Source organism: Parasaccharibacter sp. TMW2.1882, assembly GCF_023337635.1.
GTDB classification, from domain to species: domain Bacteria; phylum Pseudomonadota; class Alphaproteobacteria; order Acetobacterales; family Acetobacteraceae; genus Bombella; species Bombella apis.
This window is the reverse complement of sequence record NZ_NWUT01000002.1, coordinates 115612-136690: the sequence shown is the minus strand read 5'-3', so window position 1 is coordinate 136690 and position 21079 is coordinate 115612. Positions and strand designations below refer to the sequence as shown.

Genomic DNA, 21079 nt, shown 5'->3' with positions numbered 1-21079 from the left:
AAGATACCATGGCATTGAAGCACTTTAATCCCACGACACCAAGCACTCGTGGTACCGTGCTGATTGACCGGAGCGAGCTCTGGAAGGGCAAGCCCGTCAAGCAGCTTACGGAAGGCAAGAACAAGACTGGTGGCCGTAACAACTACGGGCGTACAACCGTACGCTTCCGTGGCGGCGGGCACAAGCAGTCCTACCGTTATGTTGATTTCAAGCGTCGCAAGTTCGATGTTGTCGGCACGGTCGAGCGTCTGGAATATGACCCGAACCGTACGGCCTTCATCGCACTGGTCCGCTATGAGGATGGTGAGCTGGCCTATATCCTGGCTCCGCAGCGCGTGAAGGCTGGTGACCGTGTGGTTGCTGCCCATCATGCTGACGTCCGTCCGGGCAACGCCATGCCGCTGGCTTCCATGCCGGTTGGTACGATCATCCACAACATCGAGCTGAAGCCCGGTGCTGGTGGCAAGCTGGCCCGTTCGGCTGGCAACTATGCCCAGCTCGTTGGCAAGGATGCCGGTTACGCACAGATCAAGCTGCAGTCCGGTGAGCTGCGTATCGTGCGTGCCGAGTGCATGGCAACTGTTGGTGCGGTTTCCAACCCGGACAACATGAACCAGCACTTTGGTAAGGCAGGTCGTCGTCGCTGGATGGGGCGTCGTCCACACAACCGTGGTGTGGTCATGAACCCCGTCGACCATCCGCATGGTGGTGGTGAGGGTCGTACCTCTGGTGGCCGTCATCCTGTCACACCGTGGGGTGTGCCGACCAAGGGCTACAAGACCCGTACCAACAAGAAGACGGACAGCCTGATTATCCGTCGTCGTAAAACCGGCAAGTAAGAGAGGGGCATAGAAGATGGCACGTTCCGTCTGGAAAGGCCCGTTCGTCGACGGGTATCTGTTTGGCAAGGCTGAGAAGGCCCGTGCATCGGGCCGGAATGAGGTGATCAAGATTTGGTCCCGTCGTTCCACCATCCTGCCGCAGTTCGTCGGGCTGACGTTCGGCGTCTATAATGGTCAGAAGTTCCTGCCTGTGCAGGTGACGGAGCATATGGTCGGTCATAAGTTTGGTGAGTTCTCACCCACCCGTACTTATACCGGTCATGGTTCCGATAAGAAGTCGAAGCGAGGCTGAGCATGAGTAAGCCTAAGCATATCCGTACCCTGGCTGATACAGAGGCACAGGCTGTTGCCCGCAACATCCGTGTCAGCCCACGCAAGCTGAATCTGGTTGCTGCCACGATCCGCAACCAGCCGGCAGGCAAGGCAATCGCTGCGCTGACGTTCTCCCGTCGCCGTATCGCCCAGCAGGTCAAGAAGGCTCTTGAGAGTGCCGTGGCCAATGCAGAAAACAATCATCAGCTTGATGTTGACAAGCTGGTGGTGAAGACTGCTGAGGTTGGCAAGTCGATCGTGATGAAGCGCTTCCATGCACGGGGCCGTGGTCGCTCTGCTCGTGTTGAGAAGTTTTTCAGCCACCTGAAGATTGTTGTTGCTGAGCGCGCTGAAGCTGAGGAAGCTCCGAAGGCCGGCAAGAACTCAAAAGAGCAGAAGGCAGCCTGATCTATGGGACATAAGGTTAATCCGATCGGGCTTCGGCTCGGTGTCAATCGTACATGGGACAGCCGCTGGTATGCAGGCGGGGATTATGCCCGTCTGCTCCATGAGGATCTGAAGCTGCGCTCTTTCCTGCGCAAGAAGCTTTCGGGTGCTGGTGTTTCCCGTGTGGTCATCGAACGTCCTGCCAAGAAGCCTCGTGTGACGATCTACGCCGCACGTCCTGGCGTGATCATCGGCAAAAAGGGTCAGGACATTGATGCCCTGCGCAAGACCCTCAGCGCCATGGCCAAGGCTGATGTCGCTTTGAATATTGTCGAGATCCGCAAGCCGGAAATCGATGCGACTCTGGTGGCAGACAACATCGCCCAGCAGCTGGAGCGCCGTGTGGCCTTCCGCCGTGCGATGAAGCGCTCCATCCAGTCTGCAATGCGTCTGGGTGCCCAGGGTATCCGCGTGACATGCAGTGGACGTCTTGGTGGCGCCGAGATCGCTCGTGACGAGCAGTATCGTGAGGGTCGTGTACCGCTGCATACGCTGCGTGCCGACATCGACTATGGGACTTCTACAGCGCACACCACTTACGGTTCCTGCGGCGTGAAGGTCTGGATCTTCAAGGGTGAGATCTTGGCTCACGACCCGATGGCCCAGGACCGTCGTGCTGCGGAGCAGGCTCCTCAGCGTTAAGGGGCGGGGGGCTTCCCCCGTCTTTTATCCGAGGTGCTTGATGTGAGGATAGAAAATCATGCTTTCTCCAAAGCGGACAAAGTTTCGTAAGGCCCACAAGGGCCGCATTCATGGGATGGCCAAGGGCGGTACGCAGCTGAATTTCGGTGCGTATGGTCTGAAGGCTCTGGAGCCTGAGCGTATCACGGCTCGTCAGATCGAGGCATCCCGTCGTGCCATCACGCGTGCCATGAAGCGTGCCGGACGTGTCTGGATTCGTATTTTTCCTGACACTCCGGTCTCGACAAAGCCGGCAGAAGTGCGTATGGGTTCCGGTAAAGGTAACCCCGAGTACTGGGCAGCCCGTGTGAAGCCGGGTCGTATCCTCTTCGAAATTGAAGGGGTGCCGCCGGAGGTTGCTCGCTTGGCTCTTAGCTTGGCAGCTGCAAAACTGCCGATCAAGACCAAGTTCATTCAGCGTATCGGGGAGGCTTGAGAATGGCTGAGACGACCTATAAGGTTGCCGAGCTGCGCGCAAAGAGCGAGGATGAGCTCAAGGCTCTCCTGCTGGATCTGAAGCGTGAGCAGATCAACCAGCGTTTCTCTGCGGCTACAGGCCAGTCCGAGAACACCAGCCGTGTCAGGATCGTGCGTCGTGCTGTCGCCCGCATCAAGACACTGCTGAACCAGTCGAAGAACCGTGCGGGCGCAAAAACGTCCGCCGCCAAGTCCTGAGAGGAGACGGACGATGCCCAGGCGCGTCCTGACAGGGCGGGTGACAAGTGACAAGATGGACAAGACGGTGACCGTTCTTGTTGATCGTCGTGTCATGCATCCGCTCTATAAAAAGTTTATCCGCCGTTCCAAGAAGTATGCAGCGCATGATGGCGCCAATGCATGCAAGGTTGGTGATGTGGTCCGCATCGTTGAGTGCGCACCTCTCTCCAAGCGTAAGACGTGGACGGTCGTTTCCCGTAATGGAGTCGATGTTGCCGAGGCCGCTTCGACTTCTGTCGGCGCATAAGGGGGTAGACACATGATTCATCCCGAGACCAACCTTGACGTAGCTGACAACTCCGGTGCACGTCGGGTGCAGTGCATCAAAGTGCTGGGTGGCTCCAAGAGGAAGACCGCCTCGGTCGGCGACATCATTGTCGTATCCGTCAAGGAAGCAATTCCCCGCGGGAAGGTGAAGAAGGGTGACGTCCATCAGGCTGTCATCGTTCGCACATCTTACCCGGTGCGTCGTGCAGATGGCTCCGCCATCCGCTTTGACCGGAACGCTGCTGTCCTGCTGAACAAGCAGCAGGAGCCGATTGGTACGCGTATTTTTGGCCCGGTTGTTCGTGAGCTGCGTGCCCGCAAGTTCATGAAGATCATCTCCCTGGCTCCGGAGGTGCTGTAATGGCTGCACGTATCAAAAAAGGTGATCAGGTTCTGGTCCTGACAGGGCGTTCCCGCGGTGTGCGTGGGGAAGTCCTTTCCGTTCTGCCGAAGGTGGAAAAGGCTGTGGTGCGTGGCGTGGCTGTTGCCAAGCGCCACTCCAAGCCGAACCGTATGGGCGAGGGTGGCGGCATCATCGAGCGTGAGATGCCTGTTCATCTGTCCAATCTGAAGCTGATCGACCCGAAGAGTGGTAAGCCGACCCGTGTTGGTTTCCGTGTTCTGGAAGATGGTCGCAAGGTCCGTGTTGCCAAGGTGACCGGCGAAGTGATCGAAGGCTGAGGAGCGAACGATGAGCGATAACAAGAGTGCCGTTCTGCCCCGTCTGCAGCAGGAATATCAGGACAAGCTCCGCGCCAAGCTGCGTGAGCAGTTCGGGTATAAGAGCGACATGCAGATCCCCAAACTGGAGAAAATTGTCCTGAACATGGGGGTCGGTGAGGCTGCTGCTGACCAGAAGAAGCTGGATGCCGCTGTTGAAGAGATGGCTCTGATCTCTGGTCAGAAGCCGGTCAAGACTGTGGCACGCAAGGCTGTTGCGGGCTTCCGTATTCGTGAAGGGCTGCCGATCGGTTGTAAGGTAACGCTGCGCAAGGCTCGCATGTACGAGTTCCTGGATCGTCTGGTGACGATCGCCATGCCGCGTATCCGTGACTTCCGCGGTCTTCCGGCGAACAAGGGCTTTGATGGCCGTGGCAATTTTGCCATGGGTCTGAAAGAGCAGATCGTGTTCCCGGAAATTGATTATGACAGGGTTGATGCCATCCGTGGTATGGACATCATCTTTGTGACAACGGCAAAAACTGATGAAGAAGCGAAAGCTCTTCTGAAGGCATTTGATCTGCCGTTCGTGTCCTGAGCGACAATTTTTCGTATCAATCACGGGAAAATGGACTTTCCCCCTTCACATGAGGGGGGAGTTTCCGTTACAAGTCCGGTGATTGGAAAACCGTCGGGATAGGCCTGACAGGTTCCGGGAGAAGATTCGAGATGGCGAAAGTCTCTGCGGTGAACCGTAATAATCGTCGTGCTGCCATGGCGCAGCGTGACCTTGAAAAGCGGACCGCTCTCAAAAATACTATCAAGAACCGCTCTCTCTCCATGGAGGAGCGCTTCGAAGCGACACTTAAACTGGCCAAGCTGCCGCGTAATGGGTCCCAGACCCGTGTGCGCCTGCGTTGCAAACTGACCGGTCGTCCCCGTGGGAACTACCGCAAGTTTGAACTGTGTCGTATTGCTCTGCGTGACCTTGCTTCTACGGGGCAGATCCCCGGCATGGTCAAGTCCAGCTGGTAAAAGGGTAGTCTGAATGTCTATGTCTGATCCTTTGGGTGATATGCTCACCCGGGTCCGTAACGCTCAGCGTGCCCGCCATGCTGCCTGCGTTGCTCCGGCGTCCAAGCTGCGTGCCAGTGTTCTTGAAGCACTGAAACGCGAAGGATATATCCGCGGTTACACGACCGAGGAAGTCCGCAAGGGCATTTCCCAGTTCCGTATCGAGCTGAAGTACACAGATGGTCAGCCGGTGATCCGCGAGATTCATCGCGTGTCCCGTCCGGGTCGCCGTGTGTACTCCAAAATCAAAGAGCTGCCGCGTGTTTATGCTGGTCTGGGTGTTTCCATCCTCTCCACGCCGCGCGGTGTTCTTTCAGACGTCGAGGCTCGGGCTGCCAATGTTGGTGGCGAGATCCTCTGCCGCGTCTTCTAAGGAGGGAATATGTCTCGCGTAGGTAAATATCCTATTGACCTCCCCGCAGGCGTGGAAGCAGCTGTCAAGGACGGTATGTTCTGCGTCAAGGGTAAACGTGGTGAGCTCAGCGTGCCGGTATCTTCTCATGTTGATGTGAAGATTGCCGACGGCAAGGTTACCGTGTCTCCGCTGGGTGGTCGTACCAACAAGAGCTGGACGATGTGGGGGACATCCCGCGCGGTGTTCGCCAACATGATCAAAGGTGTCTCTGAGGGCTTCCAGAAGGGGCTTGAGATCCAGGGTACGGGTTTCCGTGCTGCTGTTCAGGGTTCCAATCTGGTCATGAACCTCGGTTTCTCTCACGATGTGATCTATCCGATCCCGTCCGATGTGAAAATCACGACGCCCCGCCCGACAGCCATTCTGGTTGAAGGTAACGACAAGCAGCGCGTTGGTCAGGTAGCTCTGGATATCCGCAGCTTCCGCAAGCCCGAGCCTTACAAGGGCAAGGGTGTCCGGTATGAGACCGAAGTTCTGCGTCAGAAAGAAGGTAAGAAGAAGTAATGGCATCGCTGCAAGGATTGCAGGAACGCCGCCGCAAGCGGCTGCGTTTCCAGCTTCGTCGCAAGAGCGGCGGCCGGCCGCGTTTGTCGGTCTTCCGTTCCAGCAAGAATATCCACGTCCAGGTCATCGACGATGCCCGTGGAATTACGCTGGCCAGCGCCTCTACGCTTGAGAAGAGTGTTCGTGAAGCCGGTAAAACGGGTGCGAATATCGCAGCAGCTACCGTTATCGGTAAGCTCGTTGCCGAGCGCGCTGTCAAGGCTGGGGTCAAGGAAGTCGTGTTCGACCGTGGCTCCTATCTCTATCATGGCCGGGTGAAAGCCCTGGCAGAGGCTGCCCGTGAGGGCGGGCTGTCTTTCTAAGGAGGATCACACATGGCACGTGAGCCAAGAGAAGGCGGCCGTGGTGGTCGTGAGCGCGAGCAGGGTGATGAGCTGGTTGACAAGCTGGTAACCATCAACCGTGTCGCCAAGGTTGTTAAGGGTGGTCGGCGTTTCGCCTTCGCGGCTCTGGTCGTTGTTGGCGACCAGAAGGGGCGTGTCGGTTACGGTGCTGGCAAGGCCCGTGAGGTGCCGGAAGCCATTCGTAAGGCAACCGAGCGCGCCCGTCGCAACATGATCCGTGTACCGATGAAAGAAGGCCGGACTCTGCATCATGATGCAGTGGGCCATTTCGGTGCTGGTGAGGTTGTCGTTCGTGCAGCTGAGGCTGGTACGGGGATCATCGCTGGTGGTCCGATCCGTGCTGTCTTCGAGAGCCTGGGCATCAGCGACGTTGTTGCCAAGAGCCTCGGGACCCGGAACCCGCACAACATGATCAAAGCTGCTTTCAACGCTCTTGAGCGTGCAAGCAGCCCGCGTCAGGTTGCGGCCCGCCGTGGCAAGAAGACATTCGAGCTGTTCGGACGTCGTGAGCAGTCAGAGACGGAGGCTGCCAATGTCTGAGACAAAAGGCAAGACAATCCGGGTGACGCAGATCGCTTCTGTGATCGGTTCCAAACCGGGTCAGGCGGAAACGGTGAAGGGGCTGGGCCTGCGTGGCATCGGTTCCAGCCGTGAGCTGGAGGATACCCCTTCTGTCCGTGGCATGATCCGCAAGGTGTCCCACCTGGTGAAGGTGGAGGGTTGATATGAACCTGAATGAATTGCGCGACAACGCCGGGGCACGCTATCACAAGAAGCGTCTCGGGCGTGGTATCGGTTCCGGCAAGGGCAAGACCTCCGGAAAGGGTCACAAAGGTCAGAAGGCACGCTCCGGCGTGGCCATCAATGGCTTTGAGGGTGGTCAGCTGCCGATCTATCGCCGTATGCCGAAGCGTGGCTTCGTCAACATTTTCCGCAAGGAATATGCTGCGGTGAATATCGGTGCAGTGAGCAAGGCTCTGGAGGCTGGCAAGCTTTCCGCCTCTGCTCCTGTGACGGAAGAAGCACTGTACCAGGCTGGTCTGGTCGGTAGCCGCAAGGTTGCTGGTGTGCGTCTTCTGGCAAAAGGTGAACTGTCTCAAGGCGTGAACTTTGAAGTGTCCGGTGCCTCTGCTGCTGCTGTGGCTGCAGTGGAGAAGGCCGGTGGCTCTGTGAAGGTTCTGGCCGTAAAGAAGGATGCTCAGGCTGAAGCCTGAGCCTGTCCTGCCCAGCCTGCTGGGACGACGGTGAACTAGTGAACAGCGTCCCGTACGATGTGCGGTGGCGCTGTTTTCATGAAAGGACGGGGAGATGGCTTCTGCCGCAGAACAGCTGGCCGGTAACCTGAATATGGGTGCCTTCGCGAAGGCGACGGAGCTGAAAAAACGGATCTGGTTCACGCTGGGTGCGTTGATTGTTTATCGACTGGGAACATTCATCCCGGTTCCGGGGATTGATGCCTCTGTGCTGGGGCAGCTTGTTGGGGAGCAGCAGGGTGGCATCCTGGGCATGTTTGACATGTTCACGGGTGGCGCTTTGGGGCGCATGACCATTTTTGCTCTCAACATCATGCCCTACATCAGTGCATCCATCATCATCCAGCTTCTTTCCACGGCTTTGCCTTCCATGGAAGCGCTGAAGAAAGAAGGGGAGAGTGGGCGCAAAAAACTGAACCAGTATACCCGTTATCTGACGGTGCTGATCGCCATCGTGCAGGCCTATGGCTTTGCCATGGGGCTGAGCAGCATGCACACGCAGGCAGGGCTCAGTGCTGTCATCTCGCCGGGTCCGACTTTCCTCGTCTCTTATGTCGTGATGCTGGTAACGGGAACCCTGTTCCTGATGTGGCTGGGTGAGCAGATAACCTCCCGGGGTATCGGGAACGGTATTTCCCTGATCATTTTCTCGGGTATCGTGGCCAACCTGCCTCATGCGCTGGGGAGCCTGCTGGAGCTGGGACGTACTGGCGCGTTGTCTCCGGTTTTTGTCGTGGTTTTCCTGCTGCTGGCGCTGGCTGTCATTGCCTTCATCGTGTTCATGGAGCAGGCACAACGGCGTGTCGTGATCCAGTATCCCAAGAGGCAGGTGGGTAACCGCATTTATGGTGGCGATTCCACGCATATGCCGCTGAAGGTCAATACAGCCGGGGTCATCCCGCCGATCTTTGCATCATCCGTTCTGCTGGTGCCGGCAACGCTGTCAGGCTTCATGCATAACAATGGTGGATTTCTGGGGCATGTCGGGCAGTGGCTTTCCCAGGGGCAGCCACTTTACATGGCATTCTATGCCTTCATGATCGTCTTTTTCTCCTATTTCTATGCTGCGGTAACCTTCAATCCTGAAGAGACAGCTGAGAATTTGAGAAAGCAGGGTGGTTTTGTACCGGGTATCCGGCCGGGTGCGAATACGGCCCGTTATTTTGACCGGATTCTCTCAAGGCTGACGACTATCGGTGCCGCCTACATGGTGCTGGTCTGTCTGCTGCCGCAGTTCCTGATCAACAAATATAATGTGCCGTTCTATTTTGGGGGAACCAGTCTGATCATCATTGTCTCCGTGACGATCGATACGGTCACACAGGTCCAGTCCCATCTGGTGGCCCATCAGTATCAGGGGCTCATCCGCAAGCAGCGTGGCCGGAAGGGAGCCCGTGGCCGGGCGGGCAAGGAAAGAAGGAACTTACGGTGAACATCATTCTTCTTGGCCCGCCGGGTGCGGGCAAAGGGACACAGGCAAAACGTCTTGAAGACAGCCGGGGCATGAAGCAGATCTCAACAGGGGACATGCTTCGTGCCGAGGTGAAGGCGCAGTCACCGATTGGTGTGGAGGTGAAGGCGTTGATGGAGAAGGGGCATTTTGTTCCTGATCCGATCATCGTTCAGATGATTGAAAACCGTATCGCTCAGCCTGACTGTGGAAAGGGTGTCATCCTTGATGGTTTCCCGAGGACTGAAAGCCAGGCAGAGATTCTGGACTCCATGCTGAAGGAGCAGGGGCTTAAGATTGATGCAGTCATTCTTCTGGAGGTCAGTGAGGAAGCGCTGGTGAAGCGTCTGTCTGAACGGCAGCATGAAGATGGCTCTCGCAGGGCTGACGATCATCCTGAGGTGATCCATGCCCGGCTGGAGATGTACCGGAAGCAGACGGCCCCCATCCTGCCCTATTATGAGCAGAACGGTCGTCTGAACCGCATTGATGGTATGCAGGATGTCGAAACAGTCGGGAGGGCGATTGATGCCATTCTCGATCGGGCAGGCTCCTGAATGAATGAGCTGATCACGAAAAAGTGATCTTTATGGTTTGACTTGTCTGGCAGGGCAGTATATTCGCCCAGCATAAGGTGAGCGTACGGCCCTGATGGTGGGGCTGGAATCGTTCTGGGGACCGACGCCGGTGAGCGGCCATGGTCCGGTCAGACAAAGATTTTTGTAAACACGGCTTTGGGCCGTGTGGATGGGAGAATTGGCGTGGCACGTATTGCCGGCGTAAACATTCCGACCAACAAGCGGGTGGTCATCGGTCTGCGCTATGTTTATGGCATTGGTCCTTCGAGCGCACAGGCTATCTGTGAGAAGCTCGGTATCGACAATGCCAAGCGCGTGAATGAGCTGTCTGATGATGAGGTGACGAAGATTCGTGACCTGATCGATAGCGATTATCGTGTGGAGGGTGATCTCCGTCGTGAGACGGCGATGAACATCAAGCGTCTGATGGACCTTGGCTGCTATCGTGGCCTGCGTCATCGTCGTGGTCTGCCGGTTCGTGGTCAGCGTACGCATACCAACGCCCGTACCCGCAAGGGTAAGGCTGTTGCCATTGCAGGTAAGAAGAAGGCAACGCGCTGATAGGCGCCGCTTCTTTCACCCTATCGCAGATTTAATAGGACAAGCATACTATGGCCAAGGCTGCCGCACCGCGTATCCGTAAGAAGGAACGTAAAAACATCATTTCCGGTGTTGCTCACGTTCTTTCCACCTTCAATAACACGATGATCACGATTGCTGATGCCCAGGGCAACGCCATCGCCTGGTCCTCCTCCGGCGCACAGGGTTTCAAGGGCTCCCGCAAGTCCACCCCGTATGCAGCTCAGGTTGCTGCCGAGGATGCAGGGCGCAAGGCCCGCGAGCATGGCATGGAAACGCTGGAGATTGAGGTTTCCGGTCCTGGTTCAGGGCGTGAGAGCGCTCTGCGTGCCCTTCAGGCTGTCGGGTTCACGATCACATCCATCCGCGACATGACGCCGGTGCCGCATAACGGTTGCCGTCCGCGCAAGCGTCGCCGCGTCTGATCTGGACGCAAAAATCTGGTAGGTCTGGCTGTCACGAATGGATGGTGCAGCCAGATTGACCTTGGTGAGTTCGTACCGCACGACAGTGCGGGCCTGGCACCGCCATCCTGTGGCGGGCTTCGTTGTTTGAAAGGCCATGATCTTGGTTCTCCAGAAAAATTGGCAGTCTCTCATCAAACCGGAGAAGCTTGAAGTCGAGCCTGGCCCGGTTCCTTCCCGTATGGCAACCATCGTTGCAGAGCCGCTTGAGCGTGGCTTTGGCCTGACGATGGGCAACGCCCTGCGTCGTATTCTTCTTTCCTCCCTTCAGGGTGCTGCTGTTACGGCCATCCAGATTGACGGGGTCCTTCACGAATTCTCATCCGTTGCGGGTGTGCGTGAGGATGTGACCGACATCGTGCTGAATGTGAAGCAGCTTGCTTTGCGCATGCATGGTGAGGGCCCGAAGCGTATGGTTCTCACGGCAACAGGGCCGGGAGAAGTGAAGGCTGGGCAGATTCAGACGGGCCATGACATTGAGATCATGAATCCGGAGCTGGTGATCTGCACGCTTGACGATGATGTCAAGCTTGGCATGGAATTCACGGTGAACATGGGCAAGGGTTATGTCCCTGCTTCTGCCAACCGTCCGGATGATGCACCGATCGGGCTGATCCCCATTGATGCGATCTATTCGCCGGTGCAGCGTGTGTCTTACAAGGTGGAGCCGACCCGTGTTGGACAGGTCACCGACTATGACAAGCTGCTGCTGAGTGTCGAGACAAACGGAGTCGTCACTCCGGAAGACGCACTGGCACTGGCTGCCCGCATCATGCAGGATCAGCTTCAGCTCTTCATCAATTTCGATGAGCCGCGTCCGGTTCAGAATGAAGAGCCGCAGGATGATCTGCCGTTCAGCCGTCACCTTCTGCGTAAGGTGGATGAGCTTGAGCTTTCCGTGCGTAGCGCAAACTGCCTGAAGAACGACAATATTGTGTATATTGGCGACCTCGTGCAGAAGAGCGAGCAGGAAATGCTGCGGACTCCGAATTTTGGTCGTAAGTCGCTGAATGAGATCAAGGAAGTGCTCACAGGCATGGGGCTTTCGCTGGGGATGAATGTCCCGGCCTGGCCGCCGGAGAGCATCGAGGATCTGGCCCGGCGTCTCGACGAGACATTCTAAGAACCCCGGCTGGGAAGTTCGGGTAGAAGGATTAGGGAAACAACATGCGTCATAATCTGAGCGGACGTAAACTTGGCGTCACCTCCACTCATCGCGCTGCGATGTTCCGCAACATGGCTGTTGCGCTCATCAAGCATGAGCAGATCTCCACGACTCTGCCGAAGGCCAAAGAGCTTCGCCCGGTTGTCGAGAAGCTGATCACGCTGGGCAAGCGTGGCACACTTCATGCACGCCGTCAGGCTTTTGCCCAGCTGCGTGATGATGCCATCGTCACCAAGCTCTTCTCTGAGCTGAGCAAGCGTTATGCAGGCCGTGCAGGTGGCTACAGCCGTGTGCTGAAGGCTGGCGTCCGCTATGGCGACAATGCCGACATGGCCGTGATTGAGCTGGTCGAGCGTGATGTCGAGGCCAAGGGCAAAGATAGCGGCCCTGTTCAGAAAGAAGATCAGGAAGCTGCTTGAGCTTTTTCTCCAATGGGAGAATAAAGGAAAGGTCGGTGCCATCAGGCATCGGCCTTTTTTCACGGGGTAAGAGTACCCGATAGAAAAGCAGGTAATGCCATGAGTTCTAATCTGAAAGACGTAAGCAGCCCGATTCTGGGGATGGTGCAGGACGTAATTGAGGATCTGGTAATGGACCATCCTTGGGGATGGACTGGATTTGCTTTTTTCGTAGGGATACTTTTGGGCCGAAAGAAGAAGCCTTGTCAGGAGCAGCAGCCTTCCTGAAGGCACGGGACAGAATCATGTCCTCGTGGAAAGGCATCTCTCTCCCCAGAGGAGAGGGCGCCTTTTTTGATGCGGTCAGTTTTTGTCTTTCTGGATGAAGCTGGGCAGGAAGGGATTGTCAGTCTGGAGGGAATCCTTGCTGGGTAGCTGGTCTGTGCTCCAGCCGCCACCAATATCGGTGATGAGGCGGATGACACTGTTGAGGCGCTGCTGCTGTATCTGAAGGCGGGATTCTTCATATTGCAGGGCTGTCTGCTGCGCCGTGATGACAGTGGTGTATATCTGTGTTCCGGCCAGATACTCGTTCATGGAGACTTCCACGGCCCGCTGTGCGCTCTCTACAGCCTGATTCTGGTAGGTCATCTGGTCGCCGAGATAATGCAGGTTGGAGAGCTGGTCCTCCGTATCCTGCAGGGCCTTCAGCACGACCTGTCTGTAATTGGCAACAGCGTTGTCGTAGTCGGCTTCGGCTTCCCGTACGGCAGCGGAACGGGCCCCACCATTGAAGAGGGTCTCGCTGGCGGCTGCACCGAGCGACCATGTGCGTGTTGCCAGCTGGATCAGATGCTGGATAGGATTTCCGCTGTAGCCATAGCTGGCTGACAGGGTGATCTGCGGATAGAAGGCCCCGATCTCGTACCCGATTTCAGCATTGTATCCTTCCATTTCCCGCTCGGCCTGGGCGATGTCTGGTCGCCTTTGCAAAAGGTCGGAGGGGAGGAACTGTGGAATGGGTGGCAGCGTGAAGGGCAGCGGTGCATGGGGAATGGTCAGGTCAGCCGGAGGACGGCCGATCAGCACGGCTATGGCATGCTCGTATTGGGCACGGGCCACATGGGCGTTGGCCAGACTGGCCTGGGTTGATTCCAGCTGGTATTTGGCCTGTAGCACACTGGTGGGGTCGGCGACACCGGCGGCCAGCTGGTTGCTGAGAATCTCCAGATTATGCTGGTACAGGCCGACATTGCGTGTGAAGAGGTCAATCAGGCTGTCCTGATAACGCAGGTTCATATAATCGGTGGCCAACTCCAGCTGGTAGGAGAGCTGCATGTTGGCCAGCAGGGCTGCGCTGGACTGTGTCGAGCTGACCTGCTGTTCTATCTGCCGCCGGATCATGCCCCAGACGTCAATCGTCCAGCTGGCACTGGGCCCCATGGTCCAGGTGTTGGTGGTGTTGACGAAGGTATGGGGTTCGGCATTCAGGCCGCTGATGGTCCTGCCCCCGCTGGAATTGCGGTTGAAGCCGAATTTGCCGTTGAGGGTAGGGAAAAGGCTGGCCCGCACGGAGTCGATCATGGCCCGTGCTTTGCGGTATTGCGCCTCATACTGCTTCAGGCTCTGGTTGGAACGGCTGATTTCCTCTTCCAGTCCGTTCAGCGTGGGATCATTGAAAACGGTCCACCAGTTTCCCTTGGGCATGTTGCTCATGGCCGGATTGGCTTTTGTCCAGCCCTCAGGTGGAGGGGCTTCTTTGAAGCGTGAGGAGATGATCGCTTTTGGCCGGTGATAATCCGGCCCGACCATGCAGCCCCCCAGTGTAGCAAGCAGGCCTGTTGTCAGAACGGCAGAGCGAAGGGCACGAAAGGGAAGCGACATGAAAATCCGGGCGTGATGATGGATAAGGTAATGTGTTGTGTGAGGAGGTGTTATATCAGATGGAGGCACGTTCATGAGCATTATTACGTTTTTGGAATAAAGAATATCAGCGAGCTGAGGGAAGCCCGGTAAGGTGCTAGCGGTATCTTGTGGGGAAAGAAAGGCAGGATGTGATGTTTTGCATGACTGAGCCAGGATGGCAAAAGATGTGCAGTAGAATTTTTAACAGGCTCAGCCTGTCTGAATGTGGTGTGATGACAGGTCTGTATGTGGATGCCTATTCCTTCCGTCACAGGTCTGTCGGTCCCCACGCATGGCTGAATTTATGATTTCTTCATCTGTTTGATCCAAAAAAAGAATATATAAGATACGATGCATACAACCATCAGGTATTTCAGTCTTTCTGAAGCAATTTTCTCTCCAAGGAATGATTCGATCACATCTGTCATGGCGTATTGGAGGAGATTTTTGTTTTTCCAATACGGAGGGCAGATTACGTCATGTATGTTTCTTGAAGAGTGAACGCTGCACCCTGTGGCTCAGCCGGTCGAGTGACAGATAGACAAGTGGTGTCGTATAGAGTGTCAGAAGCTGGCTGAGGCAGAGCCCCCCCAGGATGGCGAGGCCAAGGGGCTGGCGCATTTCACTGCCATAATCACCACCGACAAGCAGTGGAACAGCTCCGAGGGCAGCGGCTGCCGTTGTCATGAGGATAGGGCGGAAACGCAGATGGCTGGCTGTGAGAATGGCTTCCTCTGCCGTCTTGCCCTGATGGCGGGCATGGGTGGCAAAGTCGATCAGCATGATGGCATTTTTCTTGACGATGCCGATGAGCAGAATGACGCCGATCAGGGTCAGAAGTGAAAAAGGCTGCCCGAACAGATCAACGGTCAACAGAGCCCCCACACCGGCAGAAGGCAGTGTGGAGAGAATCGTGAGTGGGTGGATCAGGCTTTCATACAGGATGCCCAGCACGACATAGACGGCTACCAGTGCTGTGAGGATCAGGAGTGGCTCCCGGCTGACGGATTTTTTCAGACTGGCGGCGTTGCCGGTGAATCCCCCCTGTATGGTGTGGGGAAGGTGAAGGCGGACCATGGTGCCTTCCACCGCCTGTATGGCGGGTCCCAGGCTGGCCCCCGGTGCCAGATTGAAGGAGATGGTCGTGGCGACAAATTGGCCTTGATGGTTGACAGCAAGCGGCGCATTGACTGCTTTCAGCGGTCCGAGCAATGGCAGGGGGACCATGGTTTCGCTGCTGGTGGTAACAGCCGAACCATTGGAGGCTGATCGGCCACCGGCCAGAGCATTGGCCACGGAATTCAGATAGGAAAGCTGGCTCTGCGACATGGTGGCAGGGCGGCTGCTGGCCCGGACACGGATGTTGTTGGACGCATAGGCCCCGTTGGCCGTTCCCCCTGTAACACTGACACGCATCTGTTCCAGAAAAGCGGGATCGGCCCAGAAAACGGGCGCAGCTTCCATGATGACACGGTACTGGTTGAGGGGCTCATAGATGATGGAGGCAGCCCGCTGGCCAAAGGCGTCGTACAGGGCGTTGCTGACAAGCTGTGGTGTGATGCTGTAGCGGGCCTCCATGTCCCGGTTGATGGCCAGCGTGATGCCACGGCCACCCTCCTCCACGTCGGAGGTCACGTCCGAGAGCAGGGGCAGGTGGGAGAGCGCCGTCACGACCCGGGGTGTCCATTGATACAGCTCCTCCGCAGAGTCGCCCTGAAGGCTGTATTGATAAGCGCCGTCTGTTGATCGTGCCCCTCCGCCGATCATGCTGGGCAGGCGCAACCTGATGGAAAAACCGGCCCTGTGTCGGAATATGTGATTCAGCCGGCTGACCGTGGCGGAAATATCATCGTTCCGTTCGGCTTTTGGCTTCAGCGTGACGAAGAGATTCACGGAGTTGGCGGAACGCTTGCCCGGCCCCCCAATGACACTGACGACATCCGGGTCCTTTGCCAGCCGCTTTTCCACCCGGATGGTCAGGGCCTGCAAGGCATGGAAGGAAATGTCCTGGTCAGCTACCAGCCGTCCCATGAGCATGCTTTCATCCTGCTGGGGAAACAGTTCCTTCGGCAGGATGACGAAGAGCCAGCCTGCCAGCAGCAGGCTGAGAGGCAGGGAGAGCAGTACGGGTACGGGATGGCGCATGATGGCATGGAGTGACCTCATGTAGCCTGCTGTCAGCATCCGGAAGCCATCATCCAGCCTGGCCCCACACCAGCGCAGGCCTCGCCGGACCAGAGTGGGGCGGTATCTGTCCCCCGGGGCGAGCAGCAGGGCCCCGAGCATGGGGGTCAGGCTGAGGGAGAGCAGCATGGAGACGCAGAGTGCCAGAATGATCGTCATGGCAAATTCGTGGAAGAACAGGCCGGATACCCCTTCCATGAGCAGGATGGGCACAAACACGACGATCAGCGACAGTGTGATGGAAATGACGGTGAAAATGACTTCTCCGGTGCCTTCTATGGCAGCCTGCTGGGCTGTCTTGCCCATTTCCCTGTGGCGGGTGATGTTTTCCAGCACGACGATGGCATCATCCACCACAAAGCCGGTCACGATAGTCAGGGCCATGAGCGACATGATGTCGAGCTGATAACCAAGGAGATCCATCAGGGCGAATGTGGTGACGATAGAGGCGGGAACAGTAATGGCCGGGATGAGGACGGCAATACCGTCCCGCAGGAAGAGCAGCACCACGAACACGACCAGAATGACGGACAGGATGAGCGTGCGCTGCGTATCGGCCAGAGAGGCCCGGATGGTGATGGACCTGTCCAGCTGGAGGTCCAGTTTCGTATTGCCCGGCAGGGCCGTGCGCAGCTGGGGCAGGCGGGCTTTCAGTCCATCGGTTGTTCTGATGACATTGGCCCCGCTCTGGGGATAGACGGTACAGATGATGTCCGGCTCACCGTTGACATAACCGGCCTGTCGGAGGTCCTCTGCACTGTCCACGACATCAGCCACGTCGGAGAGACGCACAGGCTGGCCGTTGCGGTAGGCGATGATGAGAGACCGGTAGGCACCTGCTTTCGTGGCCTGGTCGTTGGTGGCAAGGATGAGGCGCTGCCCCTGAAGCTCTATGAAGCCCTTTGGTGTATGGGCGTTGGCGGAGGTCAGGGCGGCCCGGATGTCCTCAAAGCCGATGCCGTAACGGAAGAGGCGCAGGGGGTTGATTTCCACCCGGACAGCAGGCAGCGCACTGCCATGGATGTCCACATTGCCTACCCCTTCGACCTGGCTGAGGCCGGGCATGATGACATTGTTGGCAAAATCATAGAGCTGCTGCGGCGTGCGGGTGGGTGAAGTCAACGAAAGGACCATGATGGGCGGCCCGTTTGCGTTGGCCTTCATGTAGCTTGGGTCGCTGCGCAGGGTGGTGGGCAGGTCCTGCCGGGCGGCCCGCAGGGCGGACTGTACATCCCGGGCAGCCCCGTCAATGTCCCGGGACAGATCGAACTGGAGAAGAATCCGGGTCTGGTTCACGGTGGACTGGGAGGTGATCTCCCGGATTCCAGCGATGGCGCCAAGGTGGCGCTCCAGTGGTTCGGCAATCGTGCTGGCGATTTCGGAGGGAGACCCGCCCGGCTGGTTGGCAATGACCATGACAACCGGAAAATCGACATCAGGCAGGTCGGAGACAGGCAGGTTCACATAGCCGATGCAGCCTGCAAGGAACATGGCCAGTGTCATGAGGATGGTGCCGACAGGCCGGGTGACGAAGAGGCGGATCAGACTCACGGTGTATCGGCAGGCAGGCCGCTGTCATCGGCTGAGGTCCGGAAGAAGCGCTTCACCCTCAGGCTGCACTGGTTCATGAAGAGATAGATGACAGGTGTGGTGAAAAGGGTGAGAAGCTGGGACAGCATCAGCCCGAAGACGATGGCCACGCCCAGTGGGCGGCGCAGCTCCGCCCCTGTCCCGACACTGAGAAGTAACGGCAGCGCCCCAAAGAGGGCAGCAAGGGTTGTCATGAGGATGGGGCGGAAGCGCAGCAGGGCGGCCTGGCGTATGGCTTCGGGAGGTGCCAGCCCGTCCTGACGTTCGGCCTGGAGGGCGAAGTCGATCATCATGATGGCGTTCTTCTTCACGATGCCGATGAGCAGCACGATGCCGATGATGCCCATGATGTCCAGCGGCATACCGAATGCGTACAGCCCGAGCAGGGCACCGATGGCCGCCGAGGGCAGGGTCGAAAGGATCGTCACGGGGTGGATGAAGCTCTCATACAGCACACCCAGCACGATATAAACGGCCACGATGGCAGCAACGACCAGCCCCAGCTCATTGGTCAGGGAATTCCGGAAGGCGGCTGCTGTCCCCTGGAAGGCTGTCTGGAATGTGGCGGGCAGGCCTATCTTCTGGCGGATATGGTCAATGGCTGTCGTGGCCTCCCCCAGCGCATGATGCGGTGCGACATTGAAGGAGATCGTCGTGGCGGGGAACTGCCCGTAATGGGTGATGAGCAGGGGAGACACGATGCGGGAAAGGCTCGTGACCTGGAGGAGCGGGACCAGTCCCGATGTGGGCTGGCGGCTGGGGCCGCTCGTGCTGCCTCCGGCCTCCGAAGAGATGCCGGGCAGATAGAGCTGGGAGAGGCTGCTTTCATGTTTCTGGAAGCGTGGGTCTGTCTCCAGAATCACGCGGTACTGGTTGGACTGCGTGTAGATTGTGGACACCTGCCGCTGGCCGAAACTGTCATAGAGCAGGTTGTCAACCGTCTGCGGGGTGATGGAGTAGCGGGCACCGTTGGTCCGGTCCAGCGTCAGCATGGCGGTCAGACCATCCGCCTGAAGGTCGGAGGTGACCCCTCCCAGAGAGGGTTCATGTTTCAGCGCATCAAGGAAGCGGGGCACCCAGAGGGAGAAGTCATCATAATCGGGTGTTTCCAGCAGGAACTGGTACTGCATGGCCGAAACGGATGATTCCAGTGAGAGGTCCTGTACGGGTTGGGTATAAAGGTGAACTCCCGGCAGGGCTGTGGCGGCTTTTTCCAGTCCGGCCTGTATCTCTGCCAGTGAGTGGGTCCGCATCTCTTTGGGCTTGAGATTGATGAGGAAACGGCCGGAATTGAGTGTCATGTTCTGGCCGTCAATCCCGATGAAGGAGGAGAGGCTGACAATATCCGGGTTCTGGAGGAGGAGCGCTCCCAGTTCGGCCTGCTTTTTCTTCATGCCTTCAAAAGAGATGTTGGCTGGCATGATGGAAATACCCTGGATCACTCCCGTATCCTGCGGGGGGAAAAAGCCTTTCGGGATGGACCAGGCCAGCAGGCCGGTCATGATGAGGCTGGCGAGCGTGGTGAGCAGTGTCAGGGGCTGGTGCCGCAGGACGATGCCGAGAGCATGGTCATAATGGCGGATACACCAGTCCATCATCTGGCCGGTTTTTCGGGCGAACATGGCCAGACGACCTTCACGGCGGGTATGGCCATGTCTGGTGGGGCCATGCTCGCTCAGCATCCGGGCGCACATCATGGGCACGAGCGTGATGGAGACCAGGGCCGAGATGGTGATGGTGATGGCCAGCGTCATGGCGAATTCGTGGAAGAGACGGCCTACCACGTCACTCATGAAGAGCAGGGGAATGAGGACGGCGATCAGGGAGACGGTCAGGGAGATGATGGTGAAACCGATTTCCTTTGCGCCCTTCAGGGCCGCAGTGTAGCGGTCGTCCCCAGCCTCCACGAAGCGGGAAATGTTCTCGATGACCACGATGGCATCATCCACCACAAAGCCGGAGGCGATGGTGAGGGACATGAGGGACAGATTGTCCAGCGAGAAGCCCAGCATGTACATCGCCGACAGGGTGCCGATCAGCGAGAGGGGGACGGAGAGACCCGGAATGATGGTGGCCGGAACATTGCAGAGAAAGACGAAGATGACCCCCACGACGAGCAGCATGGCCAGAACAAGCTCGAACCCCACATCCTTGACGGACGCCCGGATGGTGGTCGTGCGGTCGGTCAGGGGGATGATGTCGATGCCCGGTGGCAGTTCCTGTTTCAGGCGGGGGAGGATGGCCAGCACATTGTCCGCCACGGCAATGACATTGGCACCGGGCTGCCGCTGGATGTTGAGGATGAGAGCCGGTGTCCTGTTGGCCCAGGCGGCAAGCTGGCTGTTTTCTGCGCCCTCCACCACGCGCCCGACATCACGGAGGCGGATGGGCCCATTGTTCTGATAGGCGATGACCTGGTCCATCAGCTGTTCGACAGACTGTATCTGCCCGTCAATCCGCAGGGAGGTGGCGTGCTGGGGACCATCGAAGGTCCCTGTCGGAGAGTTGACGTTGACTGTGCCGATGATGGTCCGGACCGTATCCAGTGCAATGCCGTAGGAGGTCAGCTTTGGAACATTGATCTGCACCCGGTAGGCCTTGCGGTTGCCTCCAGAGAGCGTCACCAGCCCGACGCCGGAAATCTGGCTGATCTTCTGGACAAGCCGTGTGTTGACGTAATCCTCCACCTCCGGCAGCGGCATGATGCGGGAGGTGATGCCCAGCGTCATGACAGGCGTGTCCGCCGGGTTGACCTTGGCATAGATGGGGGGTGCAGGCAGGTCGCTGGGCAGCAGGGAGCCGACATTGTTGATGGCGGCCTGCACTTCCTGCTCGGCAATGTCCATCTTCATGTTCAGCCCGAAGCGCAACGTGATGACGGAGGCGCCGCCGGAGGACTGTGAGGTCATCTGGTCCAGCCCGGCCATCTGTCCCAGCTGTGTTTCCAGCGGGGCGGTGATGGAGGTGCTCATCACGTCCGGGCTGGCACCGGGATAGAAGGTGGAGACCGTGATGGTGGGATATTCCACTTCCGGCAGGGCCGAGATGGGCAGGAAGTGGTACCCCAGCACACCGGCCAGCATGATGGCCAGCATGAGCAGGCTGGTGGCAACGGGACGTTCGATGAAGATGCGCGAGGGATTCACGGGCTCGGGCTTCCGGTCGGCGGGCAGGAGAGGGGCGTGGGCAT

Annotated in this window: 26 protein-coding genes; 23 read left to right on the top strand and 3 right to left on the bottom strand. The window is 57.8% G+C overall.

All coding sequences use genetic code 11. The features are described from left to right. Window positions 1–8: 8 nt before the first annotated feature. The 23 genes from rplB (at window position 9) to rplQ (ending at window position 12231) form a co-directional block, all read left to right on the top strand. Window positions 9–839, top strand: a complete 831-nt coding sequence (gene rplB / locus CO583_RS06275; RefSeq protein WP_081562856.1) for a 50S ribosomal protein L2 — start codon at window positions 9–11, stop codon at window positions 837–839. Between the two features lie 16 nt (window positions 840–855). Continuing rightward, window positions 856–1134 (top strand): 30S ribosomal protein S19, encoded by a 279-nt coding sequence (gene rpsS / locus CO583_RS06270; RefSeq protein ID WP_043557836.1) that lies wholly within the window; start codon window positions 856–858, stop codon window positions 1132–1134. Between the two features lie 2 nt (window positions 1135–1136). Then, window positions 1137–1562: a 50S ribosomal protein L22 gene (rplV, locus tag CO583_RS06265; RefSeq protein WP_043557837.1), complete on the top strand. Its 426-nt coding sequence runs from the start codon at window positions 1137–1139 to the stop codon at window positions 1560–1562. Window positions 1563–1565: 3 nt separating this feature from the next. Continuing rightward, window positions 1566–2243, top strand: a complete 678-nt coding sequence (rpsC, locus tag CO583_RS06260) for a 30S ribosomal protein S3 (protein ID WP_043557839.1) — start codon at window positions 1566–1568, stop codon at window positions 2241–2243. A 58-nt stretch (window positions 2244–2301) separates the two neighbouring features. Beyond that, window positions 2302–2718 (top strand): 50S ribosomal protein L16, encoded by a 417-nt coding sequence (gene rplP / locus CO583_RS06255; protein WP_043557840.1) that lies wholly within the window; start codon window positions 2302–2304, stop codon window positions 2716–2718. 2 nt (window positions 2719–2720) lie between these two features. Next, entirely contained in the window at window positions 2721–2957 is a 237-nt protein-coding gene (gene rpmC, locus CO583_RS06250; protein ID WP_043557842.1) for a 50S ribosomal protein L29, read from the top strand. A 13-nt stretch (window positions 2958–2970) separates the two neighbouring features. Next, complete coding sequence (rpsQ, locus tag CO583_RS06245; RefSeq protein WP_043557843.1) at window positions 2971–3246, top strand: 30S ribosomal protein S17; 276 nt, start codon at window positions 2971–2973, stop codon at window positions 3244–3246. A gap of 12 nt (window positions 3247–3258) precedes the next feature. Beyond that, window positions 3259–3627: a 50S ribosomal protein L14 gene (rplN, locus tag CO583_RS06240; RefSeq protein WP_043557844.1), complete on the top strand. Its 369-nt coding sequence runs from the start codon at window positions 3259–3261 to the stop codon at window positions 3625–3627. Further along, window positions 3627–3947 (top strand): 50S ribosomal protein L24, encoded by a 321-nt coding sequence (gene rplX, locus CO583_RS06235; protein ID WP_081562857.1) that lies wholly within the window; start codon window positions 3627–3629, stop codon window positions 3945–3947. Before rplN ends, rplX begins: the two co-directional genes overlap by 1 nt. A gap of 10 nt (window positions 3948–3957) precedes the next feature. Beyond that, entirely contained in the window at window positions 3958–4524 is a 567-nt protein-coding gene (gene rplE, locus CO583_RS06230) for a 50S ribosomal protein L5 (protein ID WP_043557848.1), read from the top strand. 131 nt (window positions 4525–4655) lie between these two features. Further along, entirely contained in the window at window positions 4656–4961 is a 306-nt protein-coding gene (gene rpsN, locus CO583_RS06225) for a 30S ribosomal protein S14 (RefSeq protein ID WP_043557849.1), read from the top strand. A 13-nt stretch (window positions 4962–4974) separates the two neighbouring features. Next, window positions 4975–5373 (top strand): 30S ribosomal protein S8, encoded by a 399-nt coding sequence (gene rpsH / locus CO583_RS06220; protein WP_043557850.1) that lies wholly within the window; start codon window positions 4975–4977, stop codon window positions 5371–5373. A gap of 9 nt (window positions 5374–5382) precedes the next feature. Further along, window positions 5383–5919 carry a 50S ribosomal protein L6 gene (gene rplF, locus CO583_RS06215; RefSeq protein ID WP_043557852.1) on the top strand — a complete coding sequence of 179 codons (537 nt, stop codon included), beginning with the start codon at window positions 5383–5385 and terminating at the stop codon, window positions 5917–5919. Further along, window positions 5919–6281, top strand: coding sequence for a 50S ribosomal protein L18 (gene rplR / locus CO583_RS06210; RefSeq protein WP_043557853.1), 363 nt, complete (start codon window positions 5919–5921; stop codon window positions 6279–6281). The genes rplF and rplR overlap by 1 nt, the downstream gene beginning before the upstream one ends. Before the next feature lie 12 nt (window positions 6282–6293). Further along, window positions 6294–6863, top strand: coding sequence for a 30S ribosomal protein S5 (gene rpsE, locus CO583_RS06205; RefSeq protein WP_043557855.1), 570 nt, complete (start codon window positions 6294–6296; stop codon window positions 6861–6863). Continuing rightward, a complete protein-coding gene (gene rpmD, locus CO583_RS06200) occupies window positions 6856–7047 on the top strand; it encodes a 50S ribosomal protein L30 (RefSeq protein WP_043557856.1) in 192 nt (63 codons plus the stop codon). The genes rpsE and rpmD overlap by 8 nt, the downstream gene beginning before the upstream one ends. 1 nt (window position 7048) lies before the next feature. Further along, window positions 7049–7537, top strand: a complete 489-nt coding sequence (gene rplO / locus CO583_RS06195; protein WP_248630626.1) for a 50S ribosomal protein L15 — start codon at window positions 7049–7051, stop codon at window positions 7535–7537. A 94-nt stretch (window positions 7538–7631) separates the two neighbouring features. After that, entirely contained in the window at window positions 7632–9008 is a 1377-nt protein-coding gene (gene secY, locus CO583_RS06190) for a preprotein translocase subunit SecY (RefSeq protein ID WP_043557860.1), read from the top strand. Further along, the gene (locus tag CO583_RS06185) at window positions 9005–9583 is read left to right on the top strand and encodes an adenylate kinase (protein ID WP_043557861.1); all 579 of its coding nucleotides are present in this window, start codon (window positions 9005–9007) and stop codon (window positions 9581–9583) included. Before secY ends, CO583_RS06185 begins: the two co-directional genes overlap by 4 nt. A gap of 204 nt (window positions 9584–9787) precedes the next feature. Beyond that, entirely contained in the window at window positions 9788–10165 is a 378-nt protein-coding gene (gene rpsM / locus CO583_RS06180; protein ID WP_043558318.1) for a 30S ribosomal protein S13, read from the top strand. Between the two features lie 50 nt (window positions 10166–10215). Further along, entirely contained in the window at window positions 10216–10608 is a 393-nt protein-coding gene (gene rpsK / locus CO583_RS06175; protein ID WP_043557862.1) for a 30S ribosomal protein S11, read from the top strand. Between the two features lie 142 nt (window positions 10609–10750). Beyond that, window positions 10751–11770: a DNA-directed RNA polymerase subunit alpha gene (locus tag CO583_RS06170; RefSeq protein ID WP_043558320.1), complete on the top strand. Its 1020-nt coding sequence runs from the start codon at window positions 10751–10753 to the stop codon at window positions 11768–11770. Window positions 11771–11814: 44 nt separating this feature from the next. Continuing rightward, window positions 11815–12231 (top strand): 50S ribosomal protein L17, encoded by a 417-nt coding sequence (gene rplQ, locus CO583_RS06165; RefSeq protein WP_043557864.1) that lies wholly within the window; start codon window positions 11815–11817, stop codon window positions 12229–12231. 342 nt (window positions 12232–12573) lie between these two features. Here the strand turns inward: rplQ and CO583_RS06160 are convergent, their stop codons facing one another. The 3 genes from CO583_RS06160 to CO583_RS06150 all read right to left on the bottom strand — a co-directional run bounded on the left by CO583_RS06160 (window position 12574) and on the right by CO583_RS06150 (window position 21035). Further along, window positions 12574–14094 carry an efflux transporter outer membrane subunit gene (locus tag CO583_RS06160; protein ID WP_249103272.1) on the bottom strand — a complete coding sequence of 507 codons (1521 nt, stop codon included), beginning with the start codon at window positions 14092–14094 and terminating at the stop codon, window positions 12574–12576. Between the two features lie 498 nt (window positions 14095–14592). Beyond that, entirely contained in the window at window positions 14593–17850 is a 3258-nt protein-coding gene (locus CO583_RS06155) for an efflux RND transporter permease subunit (RefSeq protein ID WP_249103270.1), read from the bottom strand. Further along, window positions 17847–21035, bottom strand: coding sequence for an efflux RND transporter permease subunit (locus CO583_RS06150; protein ID WP_284438451.1), 3189 nt, complete (start codon window positions 21033–21035; stop codon window positions 17847–17849). The genes CO583_RS06155 and CO583_RS06150 overlap by 4 nt, the downstream gene beginning before the upstream one ends. Between the last annotated feature and the right edge of the window lie 44 nt (window positions 21036–21079).

Coding starts and splice junctions, on each gene's coding strand:
- rplX (WP_081562857.1), top strand. CDS start 3,627: ATGGCTGCACGTATCAAAAAAGGTGATCAGGTTCTGGTCCTGACAGGG.
- rplF (WP_043557852.1), top strand. CDS start 5,383: ATGTCTCGCGTAGGTAAATATCCTATTGACCTCCCCGCAGGCGTGGAA.
- rplP (WP_043557840.1), top strand. CDS start 2,302: ATGCTTTCTCCAAAGCGGACAAAGTTTCGTAAGGCCCACAAGGGCCGC.
- rplR (WP_043557853.1), top strand. CDS start 5,919: ATGGCATCGCTGCAAGGATTGCAGGAACGCCGCCGCAAGCGGCTGCGT.
- rplB (WP_081562856.1), top strand. CDS start 9: ATGGCATTGAAGCACTTTAATCCCACGACACCAAGCACTCGTGGTACC.
- rplQ (WP_043557864.1), top strand. CDS start 11,815: ATGCGTCATAATCTGAGCGGACGTAAACTTGGCGTCACCTCCACTCAT.
- rplV (WP_043557837.1), top strand. CDS start 1,137: ATGAGTAAGCCTAAGCATATCCGTACCCTGGCTGATACAGAGGCACAG.
- rplN (WP_043557844.1), top strand. CDS start 3,259: ATGATTCATCCCGAGACCAACCTTGACGTAGCTGACAACTCCGGTGCA.
- secY (WP_043557860.1), top strand. CDS start 7,632: ATGGCTTCTGCCGCAGAACAGCTGGCCGGTAACCTGAATATGGGTGCC.
- rpsH (WP_043557850.1), top strand. CDS start 4,975: ATGTCTATGTCTGATCCTTTGGGTGATATGCTCACCCGGGTCCGTAAC.
- rpsN (WP_043557849.1), top strand. CDS start 4,656: ATGGCGAAAGTCTCTGCGGTGAACCGTAATAATCGTCGTGCTGCCATG.
- rpsE (WP_043557855.1), top strand. CDS start 6,294: ATGGCACGTGAGCCAAGAGAAGGCGGCCGTGGTGGTCGTGAGCGCGAG.
- rplO (WP_248630626.1), top strand. CDS start 7,049: ATGAACCTGAATGAATTGCGCGACAACGCCGGGGCACGCTATCACAAG.
- rpsQ (WP_043557843.1), top strand. CDS start 2,971: ATGCCCAGGCGCGTCCTGACAGGGCGGGTGACAAGTGACAAGATGGAC.
- CO583_RS06160 (WP_249103272.1), bottom strand. CDS start 14,094: ATGTCGCTTCCCTTTCGTGCCCTTCGCTCTGCCGTTCTGACAACAGGC.
- rpmD (WP_043557856.1), top strand. CDS start 6,856: ATGTCTGAGACAAAAGGCAAGACAATCCGGGTGACGCAGATCGCTTCT.
- rpsK (WP_043557862.1), top strand. CDS start 10,216: ATGGCCAAGGCTGCCGCACCGCGTATCCGTAAGAAGGAACGTAAAAAC.
- rpmC (WP_043557842.1), top strand. CDS start 2,721: ATGGCTGAGACGACCTATAAGGTTGCCGAGCTGCGCGCAAAGAGCGAG.
- rpsS (WP_043557836.1), top strand. CDS start 856: ATGGCACGTTCCGTCTGGAAAGGCCCGTTCGTCGACGGGTATCTGTTT.
- rpsC (WP_043557839.1), top strand. CDS start 1,566: ATGGGACATAAGGTTAATCCGATCGGGCTTCGGCTCGGTGTCAATCGT.
- rplE (WP_043557848.1), top strand. CDS start 3,958: ATGAGCGATAACAAGAGTGCCGTTCTGCCCCGTCTGCAGCAGGAATAT.